A 24,799-nucleotide genomic window follows, 5' to 3' on the forward strand; every position below is an offset into this window, starting at 1 on the left:
CGCCGCGAAGGCCGCCGGCGTCTCGATCCGCATCGGCGTCAACGCCGGCTCGCTCGAGCCGAGCATCCTGCAGAAGTACGGCAAGCCCACCCCCGAGGCGAGCGGGTGAATCGCGTCCAAGCGATTCGCCCCAGCCGTTCGCATCCCGCTCCACCCACGCCCCCACCCCGAGAAGCCGACCGCGCCACGCCGGGCGAGGCCCGGCGTGGAATCCAACTCAGAACAGCGTGATCGGCTTGACGATGTCGGCGTAGATGAGGAGGGCGCTCATGCCGCCGAGGACGAGGACGACGACGTAGGTGAGCGGGAGCAGGCGGGCGATGTCGACGGGGCCGGGGTCGCGGCGTCCGAAGAGCTTGGCGATCCGGCGGCGCAGGCCCTCCCAGAGGGCGCCGGCGATGTGGCCGCCGTCCATGGGGAGCAGCGGCACCAGGTTGAAGACGAGGAGGGCGACGTTGAGCGAGGCGAGGACGCCGACCATCGTCTGCACCTTCGACACGACGGGGAGCTGGTCGGAGGCGGCGATCTCGCCCGCGATCCGGCCGACTCCGACGACGCTGATCGGGCCGTTGGCGTCGCGCGCCTCCGAGCCGAACGCCGCCTGGGCGACGTCGATGAGGCGCTGCGGCAGGTTGAGGATCACATGGGCGACGCTGGTGATGTTCGACCAGACCGTCTCGGGCACCGCGGTGACCGGCTGCTGCGCGAGGGCCGACGTGGGCGAGATGCCGATGAAGCCGACCGTCTGCGTCTCGATCGCACCGGAGGCGTCGGTGACGGGGGCGCCGTTCGCGTCGGTCACCGCGACCTCGTTCTCGGCGGGGGTGATCGTGAGGGTCAGCGGGGCGCCGTCGCGCTGGACGGACACGCTGAGCGGGACGCCCGCGGAGCGCTGGATGATCGGGGTCAGGTCGTTCCAGGTGCTCACCGGAGTGCCGTCGATCGCCGTGATCGTGTCGCCCGGCAGCAGGCCCGCCGCGGCTCCGGGTGCCAGCGGGTCGTCGGCGGTGCAGGTCGCGGTCGCGCGCTGCGACTCCGGGACCACGCACTGCGAGACCGCGGCGAGGGTGCTGGTGCTCTGCGGGATCCCGATGCCGCAGAGGAGGACGGTGAAGAGGACCGTGGCGATCACGAGGTTCATGAAGGGGCCGCCGGCCATGACGATCACGCGCTTCCACACGGGGAGCCGGTAGAACGCGCGGTGGTCCTCGCCGTCGCCGATCGTCTCGGCGCTGGCGGCGCGGGCCTCGTCGATCATCGTGGCGTAGGCGCCGCGCCGGGGCTCCTCGAGCTGGGCCTCGGAGGACGCCAGGCCGTTGAAGAAGCCGGTGCTCGACTCCGTGGGCCGGTCCCCCGGGTGCTTCGGCGGGTACATGCCGATCATGGCGATGTAGCCGCCGAGCGGGATCGCCTTGACGCCGTACTCCGTCTCGCCTCGGCGCCGGGAGAAGAGGGTCGGCCCGAACCCGATCATGTACTGCGTGACCTTGACCCCGAACAGCTTGGCGGGGAGCAGGTGCCCGACCTCGTGCAGGGCGATGGAGAGGGCGACGCCGACGGCGATGATGACGACGCCGAGGACGAAGAGCAGCACGGATTCCACCGACACACTGTAGGCCGGGCCCGCCCGTCCACGCTGGGGTGCGCCTGCACGGATCCGATGAACTCCGCGGCCGAGCGGATCAGCGGCGCGACGTCCGCCGACACGGATCCGCGGGGACGGAGCCCGTCCGGATGACCCCTGGTCAGACTCCGGCGATCCGCTCGTCCGCCGTGCGGCGCGCCCACTCCTCCGCCGCGGCCAGCGACTCGCGGGTCAGCGTGCCGTCGACGCTGTGCGCGTCGACCACCGCCTCCACCGTCTCGAGGATGTCGAGGTAGCCGATCCGCCCCGCGTGGAACGCCTGCACGGCCTGCTCGTTCGCCGCGTTGAACACGGCCGGGTAGGAGGCGCCCGCCTCCCCGACGCGCTTCGCGAGACGGACCGAGGGGAACGCCTCCTCGTCCAGCGGCTCGAACGTCCAGGAGTGGGAGCGGGTCCAGTCGAGCGGGACGCCGACCCCGGCGACGCGGTGCGGCCAGTCGAGGCCGAGCGAGATCGGGAGCCGCATGTCCGGCGGCGAGGCCTGGGCGATCGTCGAGCCGTCGACGTACTCGACCATCGAGTGGATCACCGACTGCGGGTGCACGGTGACGTCGATCCGGTCGTAGGGGACGTCGAAGAGCAGGTGCGCCTCGATCACCTCGAGCCCCTTGTTGACCAGAGTGGAGGAGTTGGTCGTGACAACCAGGCCCATGTCCCAGGTCGGGTGCGCGAGCGCCTGCGCCGGGGTGACGTCGCGGAGGGAGGCGCGGTCGCGTCCCCGGAACGGCCCGCCGGACGCGGTCAGCACGAGGCGGCGGACCTCGCGGTGCTCGCCCGCGAGGAGTGCCTGGGCGATCGCGGAGTGCTCGGAGTCGACCGGCACGATCTGGCCGGGACCGGCGAGCGAGGTGACGAGCTCGCCGCCGACGATCAGCGACTCCTTGTTGGCGAGGGCGAGCGTCCTGCCCTCCTCGAGCGCCGCGAGCGTCGGGCCGAGCCCCACCGAGCCGGTGATCCCGTTCAGCACGACGTCCGCGTCGACCGAGCGGATCAGCTGCTCGGCCTCCTCCGCGCCGAGCGCCGTGTGCTCGACGCCGAACGCGGACGCCTGCTCGGCGACCGCCGTCCGGTTCGAGCCGGCGGCGAGGCCGACGACCTCGAACCGCTCGCGGTTCGCGCCGATGACGTCGAGAGCCTGCGTGCCGATGGACCCGGTCGAGCCGAGGATGATGACCCTGCGCATCCGCCCATCCTGGCACGGAGCACCCAGCGCCTCCCGGTCAGCTGATGGCGAGGATGTCGACCACGAAGACGAGGGTGTCGGTCCCGCTGATCCCCGCGTTCTGGTTGCCCTGGTCGCCGTAGCCCTTCGACGGCGGGATGGTGACCAGCACCTGCGAGCCGACGGTCTGGCCGACCACGGCCTCCTTGAAGCCCTCGATCACGTCGCCGGTGCCGAAGGCGGCGGGAGCGGGCTTCCCCCAGCTCTGGTCGAACACCTCGCCGGTGCCCCAGACCACGCCCTGGTACTGCACGATCAGCTGGTCGCCGTCGGCCACGGTCGCGCCGCTCCCCTTCTTGAGGACGGCGAGCTGCAGGTCGGCGGGCGGGTCGGTCGAGGGGATGGTGACGGTGGGCGCCCCGTCCTCGGCGAGCGCCACCGTCGGCAGGCCGTCGACCGGGGGCTGCGGCTCGCCGTCGGCGGCGGTCGGCACGATCTGCTCGACGTCGATCACCATGACGATCGAGTCGGTCGCGGCGATGCCGAACTGGCTCTGCCCGGCGTCGCCGAACGCGTCGGCCGGGGGAACGACGGCGACGACGCGCGAGCCGACGGTCGCGCAGTTGACGGCCTTCACGAGACCGGCGAGGTACTGGTCGGTGTCGACCTCGAAGGCCGCGCGGCCACCGGACGCGTAGCTGCTCGCCGAGAACTCGGCACCGCTCGTCCCGTTGTAGAGCGTGTAGTCGACCAGCACGGTGTCGCCCTCGGCGACCTCCTCGCCGGTGCCCTCGATCGCGACGGAGCGCTCGGTGGCGTCCACGCTGACCGGGCTGGGGAACACGGTGACCGGCTTGGTGGCGAAGTCGCCGCTGGTCTGCACCGCGGCGGTCGCCTCGCCCTCGGTCGCGCAGCCGAGCGGGGTGGCGGAGGCGGACGGCGCTGCATCCGGCTCCCCGGGGGTGCAGGCCGCCAGGCTCAGGGAGGCGCCGAGGACGGCGAGGATCGCGAGGGTTCTGCGCACAGGGGCACCTTTCGTGACCGGCGGCGGCCGGTGGACGTTCGGGGATCGCCTCCATCCTGCACGGCGCGCCTCGCAACGCGCTGGGTGCGGGTCCTCGAACGGTCCCAGGCCTACCATCGGGGCATGCGTGAATTCTCGGTCCCCCAGTCCCGAGAGCTCGTCACCGAGCTCCCCGGCCCGCGCTCCGTCGCCCTCCAGGAGCGCCGCGTCGCCAGCGTCTCCCGCGGCGCCGGGACGCTCGCGAACATCTACATGGACCACGCGTCGGGCGCGGTCCTGGTCGACGTCGACGGCAACCGCCTGATCGACCTCGGCTGCGGCATCGGAGTGACCACCATCGGCCACGCGCACCCCGCGGTCGCCGCGGCGGCCGCCGCGCAGGCCGAGAAGCTGACGCACACCCTCTTCACCGTCACTCCGTACGAGAACTACGTCCGGGTCGCCGAGAAGCTCGCCGAGATCACCCCCGGGGACTTCGAGAAGCACTCGATCCTGGTCAACTCCGGCGCGGAGGCGGTCGAGAACGCCGTCAAGATCGCGCGGAAGTTCACCGGCCGCCGCGCCATCGCGACGCTCGACCACGCCTTCCACGGCCGCACCAACCTCACGATGGCGATGACCTACCGCCCCTGGCCGGAGCGCGCGGGCATGGGCCCCTTCCCAGGAGAGATCTACAGCCTCCCGATCAGCTACCCGTTCCGCGACCCCGAGGGCATGACGGGCGAGGAGGCGGCCGAGCGCACCATCGACTACATCACCACCCACATCGGCGCGCAGGAGCTGGCCGCGCTCTTCGTCGAGCCGATCCAGGGCGACGGCGGCATCATCATCCCGGCGCCGGGCTACTTCCGCCGCCTGTCCGAGTTCTGCACCGAGAACGGCATCGTCTTCGTCGCGGACGAGATCCAGGCCGGCATCGCCCGCACCGGCACCTGGTACTCCATCGAGCACCACGGCGTGGTCCCGGACCTCATCACGACGGCCAAGGGCATCGCCGGCGGCTTCCCGCTCGCCGCCGTCACCGGCCGCGCCGAGATCATGGACGCCGTGCAGCCCGGCGGCATCGGCGGCACGTTCGGCGGCAACCCCGTCTCCACCGCCGCGGCGCTCGCGACGTTCGAGGCGATCGAGTCCGAGGGCCTGCTGGAGGAGGCGCAGCGGGTCGAGCGCCTGCTGCAGGCGCGGATCGGCGACTGGGCCGAGCGCTTCGCGGTCGTGGGCGAGGTCCGCGGCAAGGGCGCGATGTGGGGCGTCGAGCTCGTCCACCCGGGCACGAAGAAGCAGTACCCGGAGGCGCTCACCGCGATCCTGAAGCATGCCACCACGAACGGCGTGATCGTCCTCGACGCGGGCAGCTGGGACAGCGTGCTGCGGATCATGCCGAGCGTGGTCATCAGCGAGGAGCTCATCGACGACGCCGCGACGGTCATCGAGGAGGCGCTCGCCCAGTTCGGCTGATCCGCCGCATGACCGGAGCGGCATGGACGCCCCGGTAGCTTCGTCGGAATGCGGATCGACGACGACCACGAGAGGCCGACTCCCCCGGGGATCGGCCTCTCCGCGCGTCTGGCGCGCCTGTCCATCGGCGGCGTCGGCCGGCTGGTCTACCGGCCGATCGTGGAGGGGCGCGACAACGTCCCGGCCGAGGGACGCGTGATCCTGGCGGCCAACCACCTCTCGTTCATCGACTCCCCGGTGCTGACGCTGCTCGCCCCGCGGCCGGTGCAGTTCCTGGCCAAGTCGGACTACTTCACGGGGACCGGCGTGCGGGGCGCCCTCTCGCGCGTGTTCTTCACGAACGTCGGAGCCGTCGCGGTCGAGCGCGGCGCCGGCCAGGCCGCTCAGGAGGCGCTGGACCTCGGCCGGGCGATCCTCGAGCGGGAGGAGGCGTTCGCCGTCTACCCCGAGGGCACCCGCTCCCGCGACGGGCGCCTCTACAAGGGCCGCACCGGAGTGGCATGGCTCGCCCTCACCACGGGCGCGCCGGTGGTCCCCGTCGGCATGATCGGCACGCAGGAGCTCCAGCCGGTGGGCACGAGGGTGCCGCGCCTGCACCGGATCACGGTCCGCTTCGGGGCTCCGCTGGACCTCTCGCGGCACGGCTCCGCCGACTCCGGCCGCGCCCGACGCCACGCCACCGACGAGGTGATGGCGGCCGTCCACGCGCTCTCCGGGCAGGAGCTCGCCGGTGCGTACAACGAGTCGCCGCCGACGACCACGGTCGAGCGCATCCGCCGGGCGCTCCCGCACGAGCGCCGCTGAGCCTCAGCGCGCGGACGCCTCCGGCTCGTGGGCGACGGGGAAGTTCACCGAGTTCGCGATGAAGCAGAGCCGGGAGGCCTCGGCGTGCAGCGTCTGGGCGATCGCCACCATCGACTCCTCGGCGACAGTGACGCGGGGCCGGAGGGTCACCGAGGTGAAGCGGCCGCTCTCCCCCTCCTGCAGCATCGAGCCCACCGCGTCGTCCGTGTAGCCGGTGACGACGACTCCGTTCTTGACCGCCACGTGCAGGTAGGAGAGGAGGTGGCACTGCGCGAGCGCCGCGAGGAGCAGCTGCTCCGGGTTCCAGCGGTCGGCGTCGCCCCGGAAGGGCGTGTCGGCCGAGGCGAGGATGGGCGCCGGGCCCTCCGCCGTGACGGTCAGCTGGCGCCCGTACTCGCGGTAGCCGCTCGTGCCGGTGCCCCGGTCGCCCTCCCAGACGACGGACACCGCGTACTCGTGCTCGGACTTCATCGGGCTCCTCCTCGACGGCGGTGGATCAGGCCGGTCGCGCCGGTCTGGACCCCTGGACGCGGAACCCCCGCGGGTAGACTCCGAGGACCATGACAGACACGCTCGCCCCCCAGGTTCCCACGTCCGCAGTCCCCCAGGAGCGGCGCGTCGCGACCGAGATCCCCGGGCCGCGATCCCGGGCCCTGCACGAGCGCCGCCTCGCCGTCGTGCCCACCGGCGTCGGCACCGCGCTCCCCGTCTACATCGACCGCGCGCACGGCGCGATCCTGGTCGACGTCGACGGCAACAGCTTCATCGACCTCGGCGCCGGCATCGGCGTCACGACGATCGGGCACACCGACGACTCCGTCGTCGCGGCCGCCGCGGAGCAGCTCGCGCGCCTCACGCACACCCTCTTCACCGTCACTCCGTACGAGCCCTACATCCGCGTCGCGGAGCTGCTGGCCCAGCACACCCCCGGCGACTTCGCCAAGAAGACCGTCCTGGTCAACTCCGGTGCCGAGGCGGTCGAGAACGCCGTCAAGATCGCGCGCAAGCACACCGGCCGCCCCGGCGTCGCGGTGCTCGACCACGCGTACCACGGACGCACGAACCTCACGATGGCCATGAACTTCAAGGCGCTGCCCTACGGCCTGGGCTTCGGACCCTTCGCCAGCGACGTCCACCGCGCGCCGAGCTCGTACCCGTACCACGACGGCCTGTCGGGAGCCGAGGCCGCCCAGCGCGCGATCTCGTACCTCGAGAAGACCGTCGGCGCGTCCGCCCTGGCCTGCCTCGTCGCCGAGCCCATCCAGGGCGAGGGCGGCTTCATGGTCCCCGCCGACGGCTTCCTCCCGGCACTGCAGGAGTGGTGCACGGCCAACGGCATCGTCTTCGTCGCCGACGAGATCCAATCGGGCATGGCCCGCACCGGCGCCTGGTTCGCCAGCGAGCACCTCGGCCTCGTCCCCGACCTCGTCCTCTCGGCCAAGGGCATCGCCGGCGGCCTGCCGCTCGCGGGCGTGACTGGCCGCGCCGAGATCATGGACTCGGCGCAGGCCGGCGGACTGGGCGGCACCTTCGGCGGGAACCCCATCGCCGCCGCCGCCGCCGTCGCGGTCTTCGAGCGCATCGAGCGCGAGGGCCTCCTCGCCGAGGCCGACCGGATCGGCGCACGCCTGGGCGCGGCGCTGCGAGGCCTGCAGGAGCGCTACGACATCATCGGCGACGTCCGCGGCATCGGCGCGATGATGGCGATGGAGCTCGTGCAGCCCGGCACCGCCGGCACCACGAAGGAGCCGAACGCCGTCGCGGTCCAGGCGATCATCGACTACGCCGCCCAGCACGGGGTCCTCGTGCTGAGCGCCGGCACCTACGGCAACGTGGTCCGCTTCCTGCCGAGCCTCGCCCTCACCGACGAGCTGCTCGACGACGCCGTGTCGGTCATCGCCGACGCGTTCGCCACCCTCTAGGCGCGATCCTCCGAAGGCCACCGCGGGCGCCGAGGCGCTCCCCGGTGGCCTTCGGCGTCTCCGGGAGCGCGGGACCGGTCGGCGCATCGGGCAGGATGGGGGGATGCCAGCAGGAACCTTCACCGTCGCCGAGTCCGTCGAGCTGGCCGTCGTCGAGCGATCCGGGTTCGTCGAGTCGCGCCACGCCGGCTCCGCCGTCCTCCTCGACTCCGAGGGCCGCGTCGCCCGCAGCCTCGGCACCCCGACGGCTCCCGTCTTCCCCCGCTCCTGCCTCAAGCCGTTCCAGGCCCTCGCGGTGATGACCGCCGGAGTCGAGCTGAACGGCGCGGAGGCGGTCATCGCCACCGCGAGCCACGCCGGCATCCCCCAGCACGTGGCGCTGGTGCAGAACCTGCTCTTCCGCGCCGGCCTGGACCACACCGCCCTGCAGTGCCCGGCCGACTGGCCCGGCGACTCCGGGACCCGCGCTCAGCTGCTGCGGGCGGGCGCGACTCCGGACCCGCTCTACATGAACTGCTCGGGCAAGCACGCGGCGATGCTGCTGGCCTGCGTGCAGAACGGCTGGAGCACCGAGGACTACCTCGAGCGGACGCACCCGCTGCAGCAGCACATCGTCGACACGATCGAGCGCCTCACCGGCGAGCGCGTCGTGGCCTCGGGGATCGACGGCTGCGGAGCTCCCGTGCACGCCCTTCCTCTGACCGCGCTGGCGAAGGGCGTCTCGCGGATCGTGTCCTCCTCCCCCGCCTCACCGTTCGGCCTCTACCGCCAGGCCGGCGTCCTCACGGCCGCGATCCTCGAGAACGCGTGGGCGATCGACGGCCCGGGCCGGGACAACACCGTCGTGATCGAGCGCCTGGGCCTGGTCGCCAAGCTCGGCGCCGAGGGCGTGCTCGTGATGGCCTCGCCCGACGGCACCACCGTCGCCCTGAAGATCCTCGACGGGAGCCTGCGCGCCGCGACAGTGGTCGCGCTGAAGCTCCTGGTCGAGGCGGACGCGGTGGACCGGACTGCGGCGAACGACGTGCTGGTGCGGCTGAACCCGGTCGTGTCGGGCGGCGGGCGCCCGGTCGGCGCGATCCGCGCCTCCTACGTCTGACCGCACGTCCCGGCACGCCCTGAGTTACTGCTCGCGCGCGAGGCGCTTCGCCCGGGCAGCCGCGGAGACCTGCGTGATCACCACCACGAGGATCGCCAGGACGAACACCGCCGATGCGATGACGTTCGCCTCCGCCGGGATGCCGCGCGCCGCCGCGATGTAGATGTACTTCGGGAACGTGGTGACCGATCCGGAGTTGAAGTTCGTGATGATGAAGTCGTCGAAGCTCAGCGCGAACGAGAGCAGCGCCGCGGCGAGGATGCCGGGCACCAGCAGCGGGAAGGTGATCCGCCAGAAGACCTGGTTCGGCGACGCGTAGAGGTCGCGTCCCGCCTCCTCCAGCTTCGGGTCCAGGCTCGCCACCCGCGCCTTCACGGTGACCACGACGAAGCTGATGCAGAACATCGTGTGCGCCAGCACGATCGTGACCAGCCCCTTCTCGGCGCCGACGCTGAGGAACTGCGCGGCGAGGCCGGCTCCGAGCACCACCTCCGGAGTCGCCATGGGGAGGAACAGCAGCAGGCTGATCGCCGACCGGAACCGGAAGCGGAACCGCACGAGCGCGATGGCGATCATGGTGCCGAGCGCAGTGGCCAGCACGGTGGCGATCACACCGACCAGCAGGCTGTTCCCGAAGGCGGTCATCACCTCCTCGCTGGTCCACGCCGACACCCACTTGTCGAGGGTGAACCCGCGCCAGGCGAGGTTGCTCTTCCCCGAGTCGTTGAAGGAGAAGACGAAGGTGTACCCGATAGGGATGAGCAGGAAGAGCAGCGCCAGCGCCGTGTAGACGCCGAGCCCGAGGCCCCTGAAGCGGCGGCGGCCCCGGATCGGGGCGGGGGGCGGCGCGCCGAGCGCCTCCTGGGCGCTCGCGAGCGGACGGTCGGCCGTCGCGGTCACAGGAGGTCCTCCGTTCCACTGCGCTTCACGTAGAAGCCGACGATGACCAGGATCACGGCCATCAGCACGATCGAGAGCGCGGCGGCCGCCGGGTAGTTCTCGAGCGTGAGGAAGTTCGCCTCGATCGCGTTGCCCACCATCGAGGTCTGCGACGAGCCGAGGAAGTCCCGGCTCGCGTTGATGTAGTCGCCAGCCGCGGGGATGAACGTCAGCAGCGTGCCCGAGACGATGCCCGGCATCGACAGGGGGACGGTCACGCTCCAGAACACGGAGGCGGGGTGCGCGTAGAGATCCGACCCTGCCTCCAGGAAGCGCACGTCGAGGCGCTCGAGCGTCGTGTACAGCGGCAGCGTCATGAACGGGATGAAGTTGTAGGTGATGCCGAAGATCACGGCGAGCGGCGTCCCCGTGAGGTGGCCGTCGCTCGGCAGGACCGCCACGGCCTTGAGCGCCTGCACGAGCGGGCTCTCGTCCGCGAGGATCTGCTTCCACGCCAGCGTCCGGAGCAGGAAGCTGATGAAGAAGGGCGCGATCACCAGCGTGAGGAGCAGGTTCTGCAGCAGCGGCCAGGGCCGCGCCTTCACTCCGATGAAGTAGGCCAGCGGGTAGCTGATCACCAGCGCGAGCACCGTCGCGATCAGCGCGTAGCCGAAGGAGCGGAGCACGTGCGGCCAGTAGTCGCCCATCACCACGAGGTAGTTCTGCCAGGCGAAGCCGGGGGCGTACTCGCCGATGTCCCCGTCCGGCACCTCGGCCTGGAAGGACGTGAGCACGAGCGAGATGAGCGGCGCCAGGAAGAACAGCAGCATGTAGGCGATGCCCGGCAGCAGCAGGACCAGCGCGATCGTCGACCGCCGGCGGACCGGAGCGTCCTGAGGATCCGCCTGCCCCGTGGCGAAGGCGGCGAAGGCCATGCCTACGCTCCCCCGCTGCGACCGGCCAGGAGCCCCCGGCGCTGCACGGCGATGGCGCTGGTGGAGTCGTCCGCCTCGAAGCGCGGGACCGAGCCCGGTTCGTCCGCGAGTCCGAAGCCGTGCTCGGCGCTGAAGCCGACCCACACCTCCGCTCCCTCGCCGACGACCGGCCCGAAGACCATGTTCTGCGCGAAGACGACCACCGGGCCCAGGCCCGGCATCCGGATCGTGTACTGGGTGCTGACCCCGCTGAAGGAGACGTCGACCACGCGGCCGGGCCCGAGCACGTTCCGGCCGGAGTCCGGCGGCGGCTCCTGCGTCAGCAGCAGGAGCTTCTCGGGGCGGACGCCGACGGTGATCTCCCCGCTCGTGCGGGCGCAGCGGGCGACGGGCACGACGATCCGGTGCCCGCCCGCGTCGACGGTGAGTGCGCGGTCGGTGCTGCCGACCACCTCACCCGTGAAGAGGTTGGACTGGCCGAGGAAGTTCGCGACGAACGCGGTGCGCGGGAGCTCGTAGAGCTCCTCCGGCGCGCCCATCTGCTCGATCCTGCCCTTGTTCATCACCGCGACGGTGTCGGCCATCGTCATGGCCTCCTCCTGGTCGTGCGTGACGTGGAGGAAGGTGAGGCCCACCTCCTCCTGGATGGACTTGAGCTCCAGCTGCATCTGCCGGCGGAGCTTGAGGTCGAGGGCGCCGAGCGGCTCGTCGAGCAGGAGCAGGGCGGGCCGGTTGACGAGGGCGCGCGCGAGGGCGACCCGCTGCTGCTGACCACCGGAGAGCTGCGCGGGGCGGCGCTGGGCGAGGTGGTCGAGCTCGACCAGACGGAGCGCCTCGTGCGCCTTGCCGACGGGGTCGGCGATCCTCCGCCGCTTCAGGCCGAAGGCGACGTTCTCGAGGATCGACATGTGCGGGAACAGCGCGTACGACTGGAACACGGTGTTGACGGGCCGCTGGTACGTCTTCGTCTCGGTGACGTCCCGCCCGCCGATGAGGATCCGGCCGGCGGAGGGCTCCTCGAGCCCGGCGACCAGGCGCAGCGTCGTCGTCTTGCCGCAGCCCGAGGGGCCCAGCAGGGCGAAGAAGGAGCCCGCCGGGATGGTGAGGTCCAGGGAGTCGATGGCCGTGAAGCCCGGGTACTGCTTGCTGATCCCGACCAGCTGGAGGTCGGCGCCGCTCTCGGCGAAGGTCCCGATCGCCATCAGATGCCCAGGAGCACCTTCTGGAACTCGGCCTGGTACTCCTTCTCCTCCGCGGCGGTCAGGGTCCGGAACACGTGCGCCTGCGCGAGCGTGTCCTCGTCGGGGAAGATCAGCTGGTTCTCGGCCAGCTCCGGATCGATGCTCTCCATGACGTCCTTCGCTCCATCCACGGGGGTGATGTAGTTGACCCAGGCGGCCACCTCGGCGGCGACCTCGGGCTCGTAGTAGTAGTTCATCAGGGCCTCGGCGTTGGCCTTGCGCTCGGAGCCCATCGGGACCACGAAGGTGTCGTTCCAGAGCGCGCCGCCCGAGTCGGGGAAGGCGAACTCCCACTTGTCGCCGGCCTCGGCGTTGATCAGGGTGATGTCGCCGGACCAGCAGATCGCCGCGAGGGTGTCCTCGTTCTGCAGGTCGTTGAGGTACGCGTTCCCCTTGATGTTGCGGATCTGTCCGGCGTCGACCTGCTCGCGGAAGACGTCGATCGCGTTCATGTACTCGTCGTCGCCCCAGGAGCCGGCGATGTCCGTCCCCTGAGCGAGCATGATCAGCCCGATCGTGTCGCGCATCTCGCTCAGCACGCCGACGCGGCCGCGGAGCGACGGATCCCACAGCTCCTCGATGCTCGAGAGGCCCTTCGGCAGCTTCTCCCTGTTCCAGCAGATGCCCGAGAACCCCGCCTGGTACGGGAGGGAGAGCCGGCGGCCCGGATCGAAGTCGGGGTTCGCCAGCGAGGGGGTGAGGTTGGCGATGTTCGGGATGTTCGCGTGGTCGAGCTCCTGGACGTAGCCGCGGCGGACCAGGCGCGAGACCATCCACTCCGTCAGGCAGACCGTGTCGGCGCCGATGTACTGCCCGAGCGCGAGCTGGTCCTTCACCTTGCCGTAGTACGAGTTGTTGTCGTCGACGGCGACGTTGTAGGTCACCGCGATGCCCGTCTGCTCCTCGAAGCCCTGGAGCGTGGGGTGGTTCCCGTCGTCGTCCTCGTCCATGTAGGCGGGCCAGTTGTCCCACACCAGGCGCGGGTCGCCGGCCGATCCGTCGGCGGCGGCGGTCGGAGCGGCACGGGTCTGCGGGGCGCAGGCGGCCAGGGCGAGGGCACCCGCTCCGAGGCCGATCCCGCCGAGGACCGCCCGACGCGAGAGGACCGCCCGGCGCTCGCGCTCGTGCGAGCGTGCCGCGGCGACGGCCCGGCGGAGGACGGGATCCCTCGGGAGGGGACGGGTCATGGCGGGGGCTCCTGACTGCGTCGGGGCTCGTGCCTCGGGGGCCGAACGTGGGGAAATACTGGCACAGCGCTCATCCGCCTGTCACGGCGAACGGAGGAGAACGCTCATCCGGAAACATGATCGTCACGAATTCCGCACCCGGAGGCCGTGTCGACCGCCGATTCGGTCCCCGGAGGCCGTGCCGTCAGCGGGTGAGGGGCGGGCGTCCCGAGCCGCCGGCGGACCCGTCGACGCGCTCGACCGCCATCTCGACGGAGGAGAGCAGGATCCGGCTGCCGAGCTTCGCGCGGTAGCGGCGGCCGGCCTCGAGCGGGAGTGGCGCCTGGGTCGGCGCGACCAGCACGGACCCATTGGCCGACCAGCGGTCCCTGACCCAGAGCCCGCCCTCGTCGAAGCCGAACTCGAGGTGGGTCTTGGAGAGGGATCGCGACGGATCCGGGATCGCGAGGATGTGCCGGAACGTCTCGTTGGGGTCCGGGAGCGGCTGGCGTCCGATCAGGCCGTTGCCGGTCACGATCGCGTGCTGCCCGGTCGCGAAGCTGAGGCGCACGAGCCCCTGCGAGGGCGGCGCCATCGGAGCGCCGGGGGCGGGACGCCGGTGCCGGCCGGGGGCCAGGCCCGGCAGCCAGGCACGGCGGGACGGGTCGAGGACCGTCGTGTCGCCGGAGGACGAGGGGCGGGACGCACCCGTCGTGGCATGCGCCGCCACCGACGAACCGCACTCGCCGCAGAGGATCGCCCCGGGAGCGAGGTTGGAGCCACACGTGCTGCAGATCACCGAGAACGCCCTTCCGCTCACCATCGTACCCAGCGCCGGCGCGGGGAGCCTCGAGCCGGCCGAACCCGACGCGAACCGGCAGGCGCAGGACCGTCGTACGGCCGTTCGGCGCGTGCGGGCGGTCCGGCGGCACCGCGACCGCGGCCGTCCCGTGCCGGAGCGCTGCTCGTCAGACCGGTGCGCCGGCCTCCTCGTCGCCGGTGACCGCGAGGACGTCGACGACGATCACGGTGACGTTGTCGCGCCCGCCGTTGTCTAGCGCGGCGTCGACCAGGGCGTCGGCCGCCTCCTGAGCGGAGCCGGTGCCGCTGAGCAGGTGGCCGACGCCGGCATCGGTCAGCTCCTTCGTGAGTCCGTCCGAGCAGATCAGCAGACGCGATCCGGCGAGGACGGGCACGAGCCGGTAGTCGGGGACGGGCGCCTCGTGGAAGCCGACCGCGCGGGTGATCACGTTGCTGTGCGGATGCACGTCGGCCTCGTCGCGGGAGATCAGGCCCGCGTCGACCAGCTCCTGGACGATGGAGTGGTCCACGGTGAGCTGCACGAGGGTCCCGGCGACGCTCAGGTACACGCGCGAGTCGCCGATGTTGAAGACGGACCAGTAGGGCTCTCCCCCGACCACCGTGAGCGCGATCCCGGTGACCGTGGTCCCGGTGCCGACGTCGGCCGTGTGCGACTGCCGGGCGATGTCCCCGACCGCCTCTCGAAGCGCCCGGTCGATCTCCTCCGCTCCGACGGTCGCGCCGAGCGCCGCGGTGGACAGGCGCGACACGACCGCGTCGCTGGCGACCTCTCCTGCCGCGTGCCCGCCCATCCCGTCGGCGACAGCGAAGAGCGGGCTCTTGGCGAGGTAGCTGTCCTCGTTCGCGCTGCGCACGTGGCCGGTCTCGGTGCGCGCGGCCCAGCCGAGGGTGACTTCGGCCGAGGGTGCGTCGGAGCTCCAGGCGGAGACGGGGACGGTGACGGACGCGCGGCTGCGGCCGATCTGCGTCATCGCTGCTCCTCGCATCCCCGTGGCCCGCGGCCGTCCGGTCCGACGGCCCGTGACCGCCGGCGCCAGGGGTGCCCGGCCGCCTCCCGATGGTAGTCGCTGACGGCCCTCCGCCGAGCCGGCCGCCATCGCTGTCCCCCGATGTCCGTCGCGCAGACGGGTCGACGCTCCGACCACCGGATCCGATGCCGGATCGAGCTCCGACGTGCGGATCCACTTGCCCGGGCATCCGTGGACTGCCAGAATCGCCGCATGGCCCCGTCTCGCCCGCCCTCTCAGCGTCCTGTCCAGCTCGACGAGGTGTCGAAGGCGATCATCGAGCAGCTGCAGGCCGACGGTCGGCGCTCGTACGCCGAGATCGGCAAGGCCGTGGGCCTGAGCGAGGCGGCCGTCCGGCAGCGGGTGCAGAAGCTCACCGAGTCGGGCGTCATGCAGATCGTCGCGGTGACGGATCCGATGCAGCTCGGCTTCTACCGCCAGGCGATGATCGGTGTACGCGTCACCGGCGACACCCGCGACGTCGCGGACCGGCTCGCCTCCATCCCCGCCGTCGACTACGTCGTGCTGACGGCCGGCTCCTTCGACATCCTCGCCGAGGTCGTGTGCGAGAACGACGACGATCTGATCGCCCTGCTCAACCAGGAGATCCGGTCGCTTCCCGGCGTGCTCTCGACCGAGACCTTCGTCTATCTGAAGCTCCACAAGCAGTTCTACAACTGGGGAACGCGGTAAAAGATGACCACCGAGACAGCCTTCTCGACCTCCGGCCTCGAGTCGGGCGATCCCGTCCGCGGGACCGACGCGCCTGGGGGGACCGACGACGCCTCCCTGCAGAAGAAGGCGAAGGACCACCTCTGGATGCACTTCACCCGTCAGTCGACGATGGACTCGGGCGCGGGCGTGCCGATCATCACGCGCGGCGAGGGACACCACATCTGGGACAGCACCGGGCGCAAGTACTTCGACGGCCTGTCCGGCCTCTTCGTCGTCAATGCGGGACACGGGCGGCGCCGACTGGCGGAGGCCGCGGCGAAGCAGGCGTCCGAGCTCTCCTTCTTCCCGCTCTGGTCCTACGCGACCCCCTCGGCGATCGAGCTGGCCGACCGGCTCGCCGACCACGCGCCGGGCGACCTGAACCGGGTCTTCTTCTCGACCGGCGGCGGCGAGGCGGTGGAGACGGCGTTCAAGCTCGCCAAGCACTACTGGAAGCTGCAGGGCAAGCCGGGCAAGCACAAGGTCGTCTCGCGCTCGGTCGCGTATCACGGCACTCCCCAGGGAGCGCTCGCGATCACGGGCATCCCCGGGATGAAGTCGATGTTCGAACCGCTGGTGCCGGGCGGCTTCCGTGTCCCCAACACCAACTTCTACCGGGCTCCCGAGCACGGCGACGACCTGGAGGCGTTCGGCCTGTGGGCGGCGAACCGCATCGAGGAGATGATCGAGTTCGAGGGGCCGGACACGGTGGCCGCCGTGTTCCTGGAACCCGTGCAGAACTCGGGCGGCTGCTTCCCGCCCCCTCCCGGGTACTTCCAGAGGGTCCGCGAGATCTGCGACAAGCACGACGTGCTGCTGGTGTCCGATGAGGTGATCTGCGCGTTCGGCCGCATCGGGCACATGTTCGCCTGCGACGAGTACGGCTACGTGCCGGACATGATCACCTGCGCGAAGGGGATGACCAGCGGCTACTCCCCCATCGGCGCGACGATCGTCAGCGATCGGATCTACGAGCCCTTCCGCCACGGTCAGGTCGTCTTCCCGCACGGCTACACCTTCGGCGGCCACCCCGTCTCGGCCGCGGTCGCGCTCGAGAACCTCGACATCTTCGAGGAGGAGGGCCTGAACGAGCGCGTGCGAGAGAACTCGCCCGTCTTCCGGTCCACGCTCGAGAAGCTGCTCGACCTGCCGATCGTCGGCGACGTCCGGGGCGACGGCTACTTCTTCGGCATCGAGCTGGTGAAGGACAAGGCGACGAAGGAGACGTTCGACGAGGACGAGTCGGAGCGGCTGCTGCGCGGATTCCTCTCGAAGGGGCTCTTCGACGCGGGGCTGTACTGCCGAGCGGACGACCGAGGCGATCCCGTCGTGCAGCTCGCACCGCCGCTCACCATCGGCCCGCGCGAGTTCGACGAGATCGAGCAGATCCTCCGGAGCGTTCTCACCGAGGCCTGGTCGCGGCTCTAGCGACCTCACGCGGCGCGCTCCCGCCGATCGGCGGCGAGTGCGGCCGCGACCCGGCGCGCACCTGCGTGGTGCGGATCGAGAGCGACGGCCTCGTCGGCGAGCCGTCCGGCCTCGTCGGCACGGCCCTCACCGGCCAGGATCCGCGCGAGGAGGACGAGCACTCCGGCTCGCTCGCTCGCGGGTGCGACGACGGCGGCACGGCGGAGCAGCGGGGCGAGCGCTCCCGCCGCGCCGGGGTCACCGCCCCGCGCCGACCGCAGCACGCGGTCCGCACCGCGGCTGCGCTGCACGGCCACGACGAGCGCAGCCAGGCCCGCCGGCCGGACCTCGGGATCGGGACCGGCGAGAGCTCGCCGGACGAGGTCGTCGACACCGCGCAACAGCACGTCGGGCAGTTCAGCCCGCGGGTGGCGGTCGAGGAGACGGTCGACCGCGGCGGCCACCGCTCGCGGGTCGTCCCGGTCGCCGGCCTCGAGCCCGTCGTCGCCGCCGGACGACGGGAGCACGGCGACGCGGAGGGCGAGGCCGGGGAGCCGGCGCGCACGCTCCTCGAGGGCGGCGACGAGTCCCTCGCACGACTCCGGACCCGCCTCGCCGGGATGCACCAGCGCGAGTGCTCGCCGCACCCGCCCGAACCGGCCGAGCGCACCGAGGCTGGCCCGCGCGATCAGGGACGGATCCGCCCCCGACAGCTCGAAGCGGAGCGAGCCGCTCGGCGCGCCGGCCCGGAACGGGACGAGCACGAGGCTCGCCTCGGCCGCACCCCGCCGGGACCCGTGAGCGGCGTGGAACAGGGCGGCGTCGTCGGGTGAGGCCGGGACACGCGAGGCGGGAGCGGGGTGGAGGAAGATCGCTGAGGAGGTCATGCTGCGATCCTGCCGACCCTCGCACCCGCCGGGAGCGACGGCCCTCGGGATCATCGGAAGGATCTCGAGATCGCCGCCTGTGGAGGGAGAGGTCCCATCGACACCGAATCGCCGGCGCACGGATGGCGCCCTCCGGCCCCCAGGAATTCCTCCACAGGGACCGATCGGCCGAGTTCTGCACCGGTGTCCGATTCCCGCCGGTCGGTGGGGAGTCCCGCGGATACTCTCGACGCATGAGAACGACTCCCCTTCACGTCCGACGGACGACGAGCCCCCTCGGCCGCATCGAGGTGGGCAGCGACGGCGATGCGATCGTCTCGCTCGCCATCGAGCAGGCCGGTCTGCTCCCGCACGAGCACCTCCCGGAGTCGGACCTCCCGGTGCTCCTGCGGGCCGTCGAGCAGCTGGACGAGTACTTCGACGGAACCCGCCGCTCTTTCGATCTGCCGGTCGCTCTGCGCGGCACGCCCTTCCAGCTCGAGATCTGGCAGCGGCTCCAGGCTCTGGGCTTCGGGGAGATCACCTCCTACGGCGCACTGGGCACGGCCGCCGGTCGCCCCCGGGCGGGCCGGCCGATCGGCGGAGCGGTAGGTGCGAACCCGGTGCCGATCATCGTGGGCTGCCACCGCGTCCTCGCGAGCGACGGACGGATCACCGGCTTCAGCGCGGGCGAGGGCGTCGCCACGAAAGCCTGGCTTCTCGATCACGAGGGGATCCCCCACCGATGAGCACGGCCGACGGACTCGTCGAGGGAGAGGACGGCCTGGTCCGCTGCGCCTGGAGCGGCGCGGATCCGGAGTACCGCCGCTACCACGACGAGGAATGGGGCACCCCGCTGCACGGAGATCGCCCGCTGTTCGAGAAGGTCTCCCTCGAGGCGTTCCAGTCCGGCCTCTCCTGGATCACGATCCTCCGCAAGCGGCCGAGGTTCCGCGAGGCCTTCGACGGCTTCGATCCGGCCCGCGTCGCCCGGTACGACGACACCGATGTCGAGCGGCTGATGGAGGACAGCGGCATCATCCGGAACCGCGCGAAGATCATCGCCACCCGGGACAACGCCCGGGCCGTGCTCGCGCTCCTGGAGCAGAGTGGCGAGGGCGCGCTCGACGAGCTCGTGTGGTCCTTCCACGATCCGGACGTCGAGGACCGGGTGGTCCGAGCCGCCGACGTCCCTGCGACGACGCCCGGGTCGACGGCGCTCGCGCGAGCGCTGAAGGCCGCTGGGCTCCGCTTCGTCGGACCGACCACCGCGTACGCGCTGATGCAGTCGGCCGGAGTCGTCGACGACCACCTCACCGGCTGCTGGCGCCGACGCTGACGCCTACGACTCCGGCACGACGAGGTCGAGCTCTCCCGTGTGCCGGTTCTCGGCGAGCAGGAACCCGCGCCCGGCCGCCCACGCCGAGAGCTCGCCGAGCGACTCCGTCGCCACCCGGTCCTCCGCCAGCGCCCTGACGAAGCGTCCCTTGCCCTGCTTGTTGAAGTGGTTCAGCGACCGGAGGACGCCGTCGGCCCCGCGCGAGCGGACGCGGACGAAGAACCGCCCCTCGCCCGCAGGGACCGGTCCGAGCGCCGCGTACGCCTCGCTCCGCAGATCGAGGACGAGCCCGTCGAGCGCGCTCAGCACCCGCCCGGCCTCCGCCGCCCACCACCGCTTGAGCGGTCTGCCCGGCACACGGGAGTCGTGGGACAGACGGTATGCAGGGATCAGGTCGAGGGCGCGGATCGGCCCCCAGAGCGCGGACTGCACGATCGCCGTCCGACCGAGCACCTCCCGTGCACCGGAATCGAGGCTGCGCGCGTCGAGCGCATCGAACAGCACCCCGTCGAAGCGGTCGACCGCGGGGAGACCTGCCGCGGTCGCGAGCCCCGCGTTGCGATCGATCTCGCCGAGCTGACGCGGACCGAGCTTCAGCGCCCGGGCAGAGAGCTCGGGGTCCCCGGCCAGCGCGATCAGCGCCTCCGCCAGCTCGCGCCGCTTCGCGTGGAGCTCGGGGAAGGCGAGCGACTCGAGCACGAACGGCTCGTCGCCGCCGTCGCGCTTCGTCTCGGACGGTGGCAGCAGGACGTGCACAGGACTCCTTCGGAGAAGAGGGACGGGCGGCACGACGAAGGGGCCGGACGATCGCGATGATCGTCCGGCCCCTCCGAGCCGCGGTGAGCGGCGGTGTACTAGACCAGCGATGCCTGACGGGCGACCACGGTCACCACGTCGTTCTCGACGGACAGGAAGCCGTCGTCGGCCTGCGCGGTGAGACGCGTGCCGTCCAGGGCCGTGACGCGCACCTCGCCGGTGGCGAGGATCGCGAGCATCGGCTCGTGGCCGGCGAGGATGCCGATCTCGCCCTCGACCGTGCGAGCCGTGAGCTGCTTCGCCTCTCCGGACCACACCTCGGCGTTCGCGGACACGACGCTGACCTTCAGGGTCCCGGCCATGATCAGCCGTTCTCCTTCTGGATCTGGGTCCACTTCTCCTCGACGTCCGAGATCGAGCCGACGTTGAAGAACGCCTGCTCGGCCACGTGGTCGAACTCGCCCTTGGTGATCGCGTCGAACGACTCGATCGTGTCCTTCAGCGGGACGGTCGATCCCTCGACACCGGTGAACTTCTTCGCCATGTAGGTGTTCTGCGAGAGGAACTGCTGGATCCGGCGCGCACGCGACACCGTGATCTTGTCCTCCTCCGACAGCTCGTCGACACCGAGGATCGCGATGATCTCCTGCAGCTCCTTGTTCTTCTGCAGGATCTGCTTCACGTTCGTCGCCACGCGGTAGTGGTCGGCGCCCAGGTAGCGGGGGTCGAGGATGCGCGAGGTGGACGTGAGCGGGTCGACGGCCGGGTAGAGGCCCTTCGACGCGATCTCACGGGAGAGCTCGGTGGTCGCGTCGAGGTGGGCGAAGGTGGTCGCCGGCGCCGGGTCGGTGTAGTCGTCGGCGGGGACGTAGATCGCCTGCAGCGAGGTGATCGAGTGTCCGCGCGTCGAGGTGATGCGCTCCTGGAGCACACCCATCTCGTCGGCGAGGTTCGGCTGGTAGCCCACCGCGGAGGGCATGCGGCCCAGGAGGGTCGACACCTCCGAGCCGGCCTGCGTGAAGCGGAAGATGTTGTCGATGAAGAGCAGCACGTCCTGCTTCTGCACATCGCGGAAGTACTCCGCCATGGTCAGTGCCGACAGGGCGACGCGCAGACGCGTTCCCGGCGGCTCGTCCATCTGGCCGAAGACGAGAGCGGTCTTGTCGAAGACGCCCGCCTCCTCCATCTCGGCGATGAGGTCGTTGCCCTCACGGGTGCGCTCGCCGACGCCGGCGAACACGGACACTCCACCGTGGTCCTGCGCGACGCGCTGGATCATCTCCTGGATGAGGACGGTCTTGCCGACGCCCGCGCCGCCGAACAGGCCGATCTTGCCGCCCTGCACGTACGGAGTGAGCAGGTCGATGACCTTGATGCCGGTCTCGAACAGCTCGGTCTTGGACTCGAGCTGGTCGAACTGCGGGGGCTTGCGGTGGATCGGCCAGCGCTCGGTGATCTCGAACGACTCTCCGTTGATCTTCCCGTCGGCGTCGGCGTTGAGCACCTCGCCGATCACGTTGAAGACCTTGCCCTTGGTCACGTCGCCGACCGGGACCGAGATCGGCAGGCCGGTGTCGTGGACCTCCTGGCCGCGGACGAGTCCGTCGGTGGGGTTCAGGGAGATGGCCCGGACGAGGTCGTCGCCCAGGTGCTGCGCGACCTCGAAGGTCAGCTTGCTCGAGACGCCCTCGACCTCGACGTGCGTGTAGAGCGCGTTGTAGACCTCGGGGATCGCGTCGTGGGGGAACTCGATGTCAACGACGGGGCCAGTGACGCGGGCGATGCGGCCGATGGCCCCGCCCGACGTCCCGGTCGCCGCCTCAGGTGCGGTCAGTGTCATTGCTACTTCCTTCTGTGGTCTCACCGCTCCCGGAGGGCGGAGTCGAAACTGTGTGGAGCGGAGCCCTCTTACTTGGAGGAGGACAGGGCGTCGGCGCCGCCGACGATCTCGGCGATCTGCTGCGTGATCTCGGTCTGGCGGGCGTTGTTGGCGAGACGCGTGTAGGTCTTGATCAGCGTGTCCGCGTTGTCGCTCGCCGACTTCATGGCCTTCTGACGTGCCGCGTGCTCCGAGGCCGCCGACTGCAGCATCGCGTTGAAGATGCGGCTCTCGACGTACACGGGCAGGAGGCGGTCGAGGACGGTCTCGGGGTCGGGCTCGAACTCGTAGAGCGGGTACAGCTCGCTGTTCTGCTCCTCGGCGCCCTCGACGACCTCGAGCGGCAGCAGCCGGACGACGGTCGGCTGCTGGGTGACCATGCTGACGAAGCGGTTGTAGACGAGGTGGATCTCGTCCACGCCGCCCTCCTCGTCATCGAGGTTGTACGACTCGACGACCGCGTCCGCGATCTCCTTCGCCGTCTCGAACACGGGCTGGTCGGTGCCGCCCGTCCAGACGCGGACGCTGACCCGCTTCCGGAACGAGAAGTACGCGTTCGCCTTGCGTCCGACCAGGTAGAAGACGACCTCCTTGCCCTCGCTGCGCAGCAGCGCGGCCAGCTCCTCGGCCTCCTTGAGCACGCTCGAGGAGAACGCCCCGGCGAGGCCGCGGTCGGAGGTGAAGATCACGATCGCGGCCGTGTCCAGCTTCTCGCGCTCGGTCGTGAGCGGGTGCTCCACGTTCGAGTAGGTCGCGACAGCGGACACGGCGCGGGTGATCGCGTTCGAGTACGGCGCCGCGGCAGCGACGCGGTTCTGCGCCTTCTGGATGCGCGAGGCCGAGATCAGCTCCATGGCCCGAGTGATCTTCTTGGTCGTCTGGGCCGAGCGGATCTTCGACCGGTAGACCCGGAGTTGCGCTCCCATGTGTCTCCTGTTGTCCTAAAAGTGGCGAATCGACGGGATGCCGCTGGTCAGCGACGGCCCTTGACGATCTTCTCCTGGCCGACCTCGTCGGCCGCGATGGCCTGGTGCTCCTCGCGCCCGACCGAGGCGAGCGGCTTGCCCTCACCGGTCTGGAACTCCAGCTTGAAGCCGTCGACGGCACGGTTGAGCTCGGCGACGGTGTCGTCGGAGAGCACGTTGGTGTCGCGGAGGGTGTTCAGCACCTGTGTGTTGCGGCCCAGGTAGTCCAGGAGCTCGCGCTCGAAGCGCAGCACGTCGGGGACCGGGACCTCGTCGAGCTTGCCGTTCGTTCCGGCCCAGATCGAGACGACCTGCTCCTCGACGGGGTACGGCGAGTACTGCGGCTGCTTGAGCAGCTCGGTGAGGCGGGCGCCGCGGGCGAGCTGACGGCGCGAGGCGGCGTCGAGGTCGGAGGCGAACATCGCGAAGGCCTCGAGCGAGCGGTACTGCGCCAGCTCGAGCTTCAGCGTGCCGGAGACCTTCTTGATCGACTTGACCTGCGCGTCGCCGCCGACCCGCGAGACCGAGATGCCCACGTCGACCGCGGGACGCTGGTTGGCGTTGAAGAGGTCGGACTGGAGGAAGATCTGGCCGTCGGTGATCGAGATCACGTTGGTCGGGATGTAGGCCGAGACGTCGTTCGCCTTGGTCTCGATGATCGGGAGACCGGTCATCGAGCCCGCGCCGAGCTCGTCGGACAGCTTCGCGCAGCGCTCCAGCAGACGGGAGTGCAGGTAGAAGACGTCACCCGGGTACGCCTCGCGTCCCGGCGGGCGGCGCAGGAGGAGCGACACGGCGCGGTAGGCCTCGGCCTGCTTCGACAGGTCGTCGAAGATGATCAGGACGTGCTTGCCGCCGTACATCCAGTGCTGGCCGATGGCCGAGCCGGTGTAGGGGGCGAGGTACTTGAAGCCGGCGGGGTCGGAGGCCGGGGACGCGACGATGGTCGTGTACTCCATCGCTCCGGCGTCCTCGAGCGCGCCCTTCACCGAGGCGATGGTCGAGCCCTTCTGGCCGATCGCGACGTAGATGCAGCGGACCTGCTTGTTCGTGTCGCCCGACTCCCAGTTGGCCTTCTGGTTGATGATCGTGTCGATCGCGATGGCCGTCTTGCCGGTCTGGCGGTCCCCGATGATGAGCTGGCGCTGGCCGCGGCCGACCGGGATCATCGCGTCGATGGCCTTGATGCCGGTCTGCAGCGGCTCGTGGACCGACTTGCGCGACATGACGCCGGGAGCCTGGAGCTCGAGGGCGCGGCGGCCCTCGGAGGCGATCTCGCCGAGTCCGTCGATCGGGTTGCCGAGCGGGTCGACGACGCGCCCGAGGTAGCCGTCGCCGACGGGGACCGAGAGGACCTCGCCGGTGCGGGTGACCTCCATGCCCTCCTCGATGCCGGAGAACTCGCCGAGGACGACGACGCCGATCTCGTTCTCGTCGAGGTTCTGGGCCAGGCCCAGGACGCCGTTGGAGAAGCGGATGAGCTCGTTGGCCATGACGCCGGGGAGGCCCTCGACGTGGGCGATGCCGTCGGCGGCGTCGATGACGTAGCCGACCTCGGTGGTGGAGGCCTTGCCCGGCTCGTACGACGAGACGAAGTCCTTCAGCGCGTCGCGGATCTCATCCGGGCTGATGGTGATATCTGCCATGGGAATTCCTATTCGTTGGGTCCGTGCGAGCCGAAGAGGTCGTCGGGGCCTGACCTGGATGGT

At 71.0% G+C, this 24,799-nt stretch carries 24 protein-coding genes and 1 pseudogene; 9 read left to right on the top strand and 16 right to left on the bottom strand.

The annotated features are described in order from the left end of the window. Positions 1 to 100 (top strand): annotated as a pseudogene (locus C5C74_RS18020) (flavodoxin-dependent (E)-4-hydroxy-3-methylbut-2-enyl-diphosphate synthase); the annotation flags it as partial. 117 nt (positions 101 to 217) lie between these two features. Here C5C74_RS18020 and C5C74_RS04345 read toward each other — a convergent pair. The 3 genes from C5C74_RS04345 to C5C74_RS04355 all read right to left on the bottom strand — a co-directional run bounded on the left by C5C74_RS04345 (position 218) and on the right by C5C74_RS04355 (position 3,831). Further along, positions 218 to 1,603 carry an RIP metalloprotease gene (locus C5C74_RS04345; RefSeq protein ID WP_258062217.1) on the bottom strand — a complete coding sequence of 462 codons (1,386 nt, stop codon included), beginning with the start codon at positions 1,601 to 1,603 and terminating at the stop codon, positions 218 to 220. 142 nt (positions 1,604 to 1,745) lie between these two features. After that, positions 1,746 to 2,828 carry a 1-deoxy-D-xylulose-5-phosphate reductoisomerase gene (gene dxr, locus C5C74_RS04350; protein ID WP_104351046.1) on the bottom strand — a complete coding sequence of 361 codons (1,083 nt, stop codon included), beginning with the start codon at positions 2,826 to 2,828 and terminating at the stop codon, positions 1,746 to 1,748. 37 nt (positions 2,829 to 2,865) lie between these two features. Continuing rightward, positions 2,866 to 3,831, bottom strand: a complete 966-nt coding sequence (locus C5C74_RS04355; RefSeq protein WP_159939270.1) for an FKBP-type peptidyl-prolyl cis-trans isomerase — start codon at positions 3,829 to 3,831, stop codon at positions 2,866 to 2,868. Between the two features lie 123 nt (positions 3,832 to 3,954). Here C5C74_RS04355 and C5C74_RS04360 point away from each other — a divergent pair, with 123 nt between their 5' ends. Continuing rightward, positions 3,955 to 5,289: an aminotransferase class III-fold pyridoxal phosphate-dependent enzyme gene (locus C5C74_RS04360; RefSeq protein WP_104223043.1), complete on the top strand. Its 1,335-nt coding sequence runs from the start codon at positions 3,955 to 3,957 to the stop codon at positions 5,287 to 5,289. A 48-nt stretch (positions 5,290 to 5,337) separates the two neighbouring features. Next, positions 5,338 to 6,093 carry a 1-acyl-sn-glycerol-3-phosphate acyltransferase gene (locus C5C74_RS04365; RefSeq protein WP_104351047.1) on the top strand — a complete coding sequence of 252 codons (756 nt, stop codon included), beginning with the start codon at positions 5,338 to 5,340 and terminating at the stop codon, positions 6,091 to 6,093. Positions 6,094 to 6,096: 3 nt separating this feature from the next. Here the strand turns inward: C5C74_RS04365 and C5C74_RS04370 are convergent, their stop codons facing one another. After that, positions 6,097 to 6,564 (bottom strand): OsmC family protein, encoded by a 468-nt coding sequence (locus C5C74_RS04370; protein WP_104223041.1) that lies wholly within the window; start codon positions 6,562 to 6,564, stop codon positions 6,097 to 6,099. Between the two features lie 89 nt (positions 6,565 to 6,653). Between C5C74_RS04370 and gabT the strand changes: the two genes are divergently transcribed. Together gabT and C5C74_RS04380 are read left to right on the top strand one after the other, a co-directional pair. After that, entirely contained in the window at positions 6,654 to 8,015 is a 1,362-nt protein-coding gene (gene gabT / locus C5C74_RS04375) for a 4-aminobutyrate--2-oxoglutarate transaminase (RefSeq protein ID WP_104351048.1), read from the top strand. 103 nt (positions 8,016 to 8,118) lie between these two features. Then, positions 8,119 to 9,114 (top strand): asparaginase, encoded by a 996-nt coding sequence (locus C5C74_RS04380; protein WP_104223039.1) that lies wholly within the window; start codon positions 8,119 to 8,121, stop codon positions 9,112 to 9,114. A gap of 24 nt (positions 9,115 to 9,138) precedes the next feature. On the opposite strand, the gene C5C74_RS04385 is transcribed toward C5C74_RS04380, so the two are convergent. The 6 genes from C5C74_RS04385 to C5C74_RS04410 form a co-directional block, all read right to left on the bottom strand. Next, on the bottom strand, positions 9,139 to 9,945 hold the full coding sequence (locus C5C74_RS04385; RefSeq protein WP_181134646.1) for an ABC transporter permease: 807 nt from the start codon (positions 9,943 to 9,945) through the stop codon (positions 9,139 to 9,141). A gap of 65 nt (positions 9,946 to 10,010) precedes the next feature. Continuing rightward, a complete protein-coding gene (locus C5C74_RS04390) occupies positions 10,011 to 10,928 on the bottom strand; it encodes an ABC transporter permease (protein WP_104246578.1) in 918 nt (305 codons plus the stop codon). 2 nt (positions 10,929 to 10,930) lie between these two features. Continuing rightward, positions 10,931 to 12,130, bottom strand: a complete 1,200-nt coding sequence (locus C5C74_RS04395) for an ABC transporter ATP-binding protein (protein ID WP_104246579.1) — start codon at positions 12,128 to 12,130, stop codon at positions 10,931 to 10,933. Then, on the bottom strand, positions 12,130 to 13,356 hold the full coding sequence (locus C5C74_RS04400) for a PotD/PotF family extracellular solute-binding protein (RefSeq protein ID WP_104249589.1): 1,227 nt from the start codon (positions 13,354 to 13,356) through the stop codon (positions 12,130 to 12,132). Before C5C74_RS04400 ends, C5C74_RS04395 begins: the two co-directional genes overlap by 1 nt. 184 nt (positions 13,357 to 13,540) lie before the next feature. After that, positions 13,541 to 14,065: a hypothetical protein gene (locus C5C74_RS04405; protein ID WP_104223034.1), complete on the bottom strand. Its 525-nt coding sequence runs from the start codon at positions 14,063 to 14,065 to the stop codon at positions 13,541 to 13,543. A gap of 238 nt (positions 14,066 to 14,303) precedes the next feature. Then, positions 14,304 to 15,128: a PP2C family serine/threonine-protein phosphatase gene (locus tag C5C74_RS04410; RefSeq protein WP_104225583.1), complete on the bottom strand. Its 825-nt coding sequence runs from the start codon at positions 15,126 to 15,128 to the stop codon at positions 14,304 to 14,306. 249 nt (positions 15,129 to 15,377) lie between these two features. Here C5C74_RS04410 and C5C74_RS04415 point away from each other — a divergent pair, with 249 nt between their 5' ends. Together C5C74_RS04415 and C5C74_RS04420 are read left to right on the top strand one after the other, a co-directional pair. After that, complete coding sequence (locus C5C74_RS04415; protein WP_104223032.1) at positions 15,378 to 15,857, top strand: Lrp/AsnC family transcriptional regulator; 480 nt, start codon at positions 15,378 to 15,380, stop codon at positions 15,855 to 15,857. Between the two features lie 3 nt (positions 15,858 to 15,860). Further along, positions 15,861 to 17,306, top strand: coding sequence for an aspartate aminotransferase family protein (locus C5C74_RS04420; protein WP_104262499.1), 1,446 nt, complete (start codon positions 15,861 to 15,863; stop codon positions 17,304 to 17,306). A 5-nt stretch (positions 17,307 to 17,311) separates the two neighbouring features. Here the strand turns inward: C5C74_RS04420 and C5C74_RS04425 are convergent, their stop codons facing one another. Further along, positions 17,312 to 18,172 (bottom strand): hypothetical protein, encoded by an 861-nt coding sequence (locus C5C74_RS04425; RefSeq protein ID WP_104351050.1) that lies wholly within the window; start codon positions 18,170 to 18,172, stop codon positions 17,312 to 17,314. A gap of 233 nt (positions 18,173 to 18,405) precedes the next feature. Here C5C74_RS04425 and C5C74_RS04430 point away from each other — a divergent pair, with 233 nt between their 5' ends. Both C5C74_RS04430 and C5C74_RS04435 read left to right on the top strand, forming a co-directional pair. Then, complete coding sequence (locus tag C5C74_RS04430; protein ID WP_104223029.1) at positions 18,406 to 18,900, top strand: methylated-DNA--[protein]-cysteine S-methyltransferase; 495 nt, start codon at positions 18,406 to 18,408, stop codon at positions 18,898 to 18,900. After that, complete coding sequence (locus tag C5C74_RS04435; RefSeq protein WP_104351051.1) at positions 18,897 to 19,490, top strand: DNA-3-methyladenine glycosylase I; 594 nt, start codon at positions 18,897 to 18,899, stop codon at positions 19,488 to 19,490. The genes C5C74_RS04430 and C5C74_RS04435 overlap by 4 nt, the downstream gene beginning before the upstream one ends. Positions 19,491 to 19,493: 3 nt before the next feature. Here the strand turns inward: C5C74_RS04435 and C5C74_RS04440 are convergent, their stop codons facing one another. The 5 genes from C5C74_RS04440 to atpA form a co-directional block, all read right to left on the bottom strand. Continuing rightward, the gene (locus C5C74_RS04440) at positions 19,494 to 20,246 is read right to left on the bottom strand and encodes a YaaA family protein (protein ID WP_104266966.1); all 753 of its coding nucleotides are present in this window, start codon (positions 20,244 to 20,246) and stop codon (positions 19,494 to 19,496) included. 98 nt (positions 20,247 to 20,344) lie between these two features. Then, entirely contained in the window at positions 20,345 to 20,608 is a 264-nt protein-coding gene (locus C5C74_RS04445) for a F0F1 ATP synthase subunit epsilon (RefSeq protein ID WP_104223026.1), read from the bottom strand. 2 nt (positions 20,609 to 20,610) lie between these two features. Next, positions 20,611 to 22,086: a F0F1 ATP synthase subunit beta gene (atpD, locus tag C5C74_RS04450; protein WP_104223025.1), complete on the bottom strand. Its 1,476-nt coding sequence runs from the start codon at positions 22,084 to 22,086 to the stop codon at positions 20,611 to 20,613. Positions 22,087 to 22,154: 68 nt separating this feature from the next. Beyond that, entirely contained in the window at positions 22,155 to 23,051 is an 897-nt protein-coding gene (locus C5C74_RS04455; protein ID WP_104351052.1) for a F0F1 ATP synthase subunit gamma, read from the bottom strand. A 47-nt stretch (positions 23,052 to 23,098) separates the two neighbouring features. Next, positions 23,099 to 24,736 carry a F0F1 ATP synthase subunit alpha gene (gene atpA / locus C5C74_RS04460; protein ID WP_104223023.1) on the bottom strand — a complete coding sequence of 546 codons (1,638 nt, stop codon included), beginning with the start codon at positions 24,734 to 24,736 and terminating at the stop codon, positions 23,099 to 23,101. Positions 24,737 to 24,799: the final 63 nt, after the last annotated feature.

Origin of the sequence: Rathayibacter sp. AY1E8, assembly GCF_002931415.1 — a bacterium.
GTDB lineage: Bacteria > Actinomycetota > Actinomycetes > Actinomycetales > Microbacteriaceae > Rathayibacter.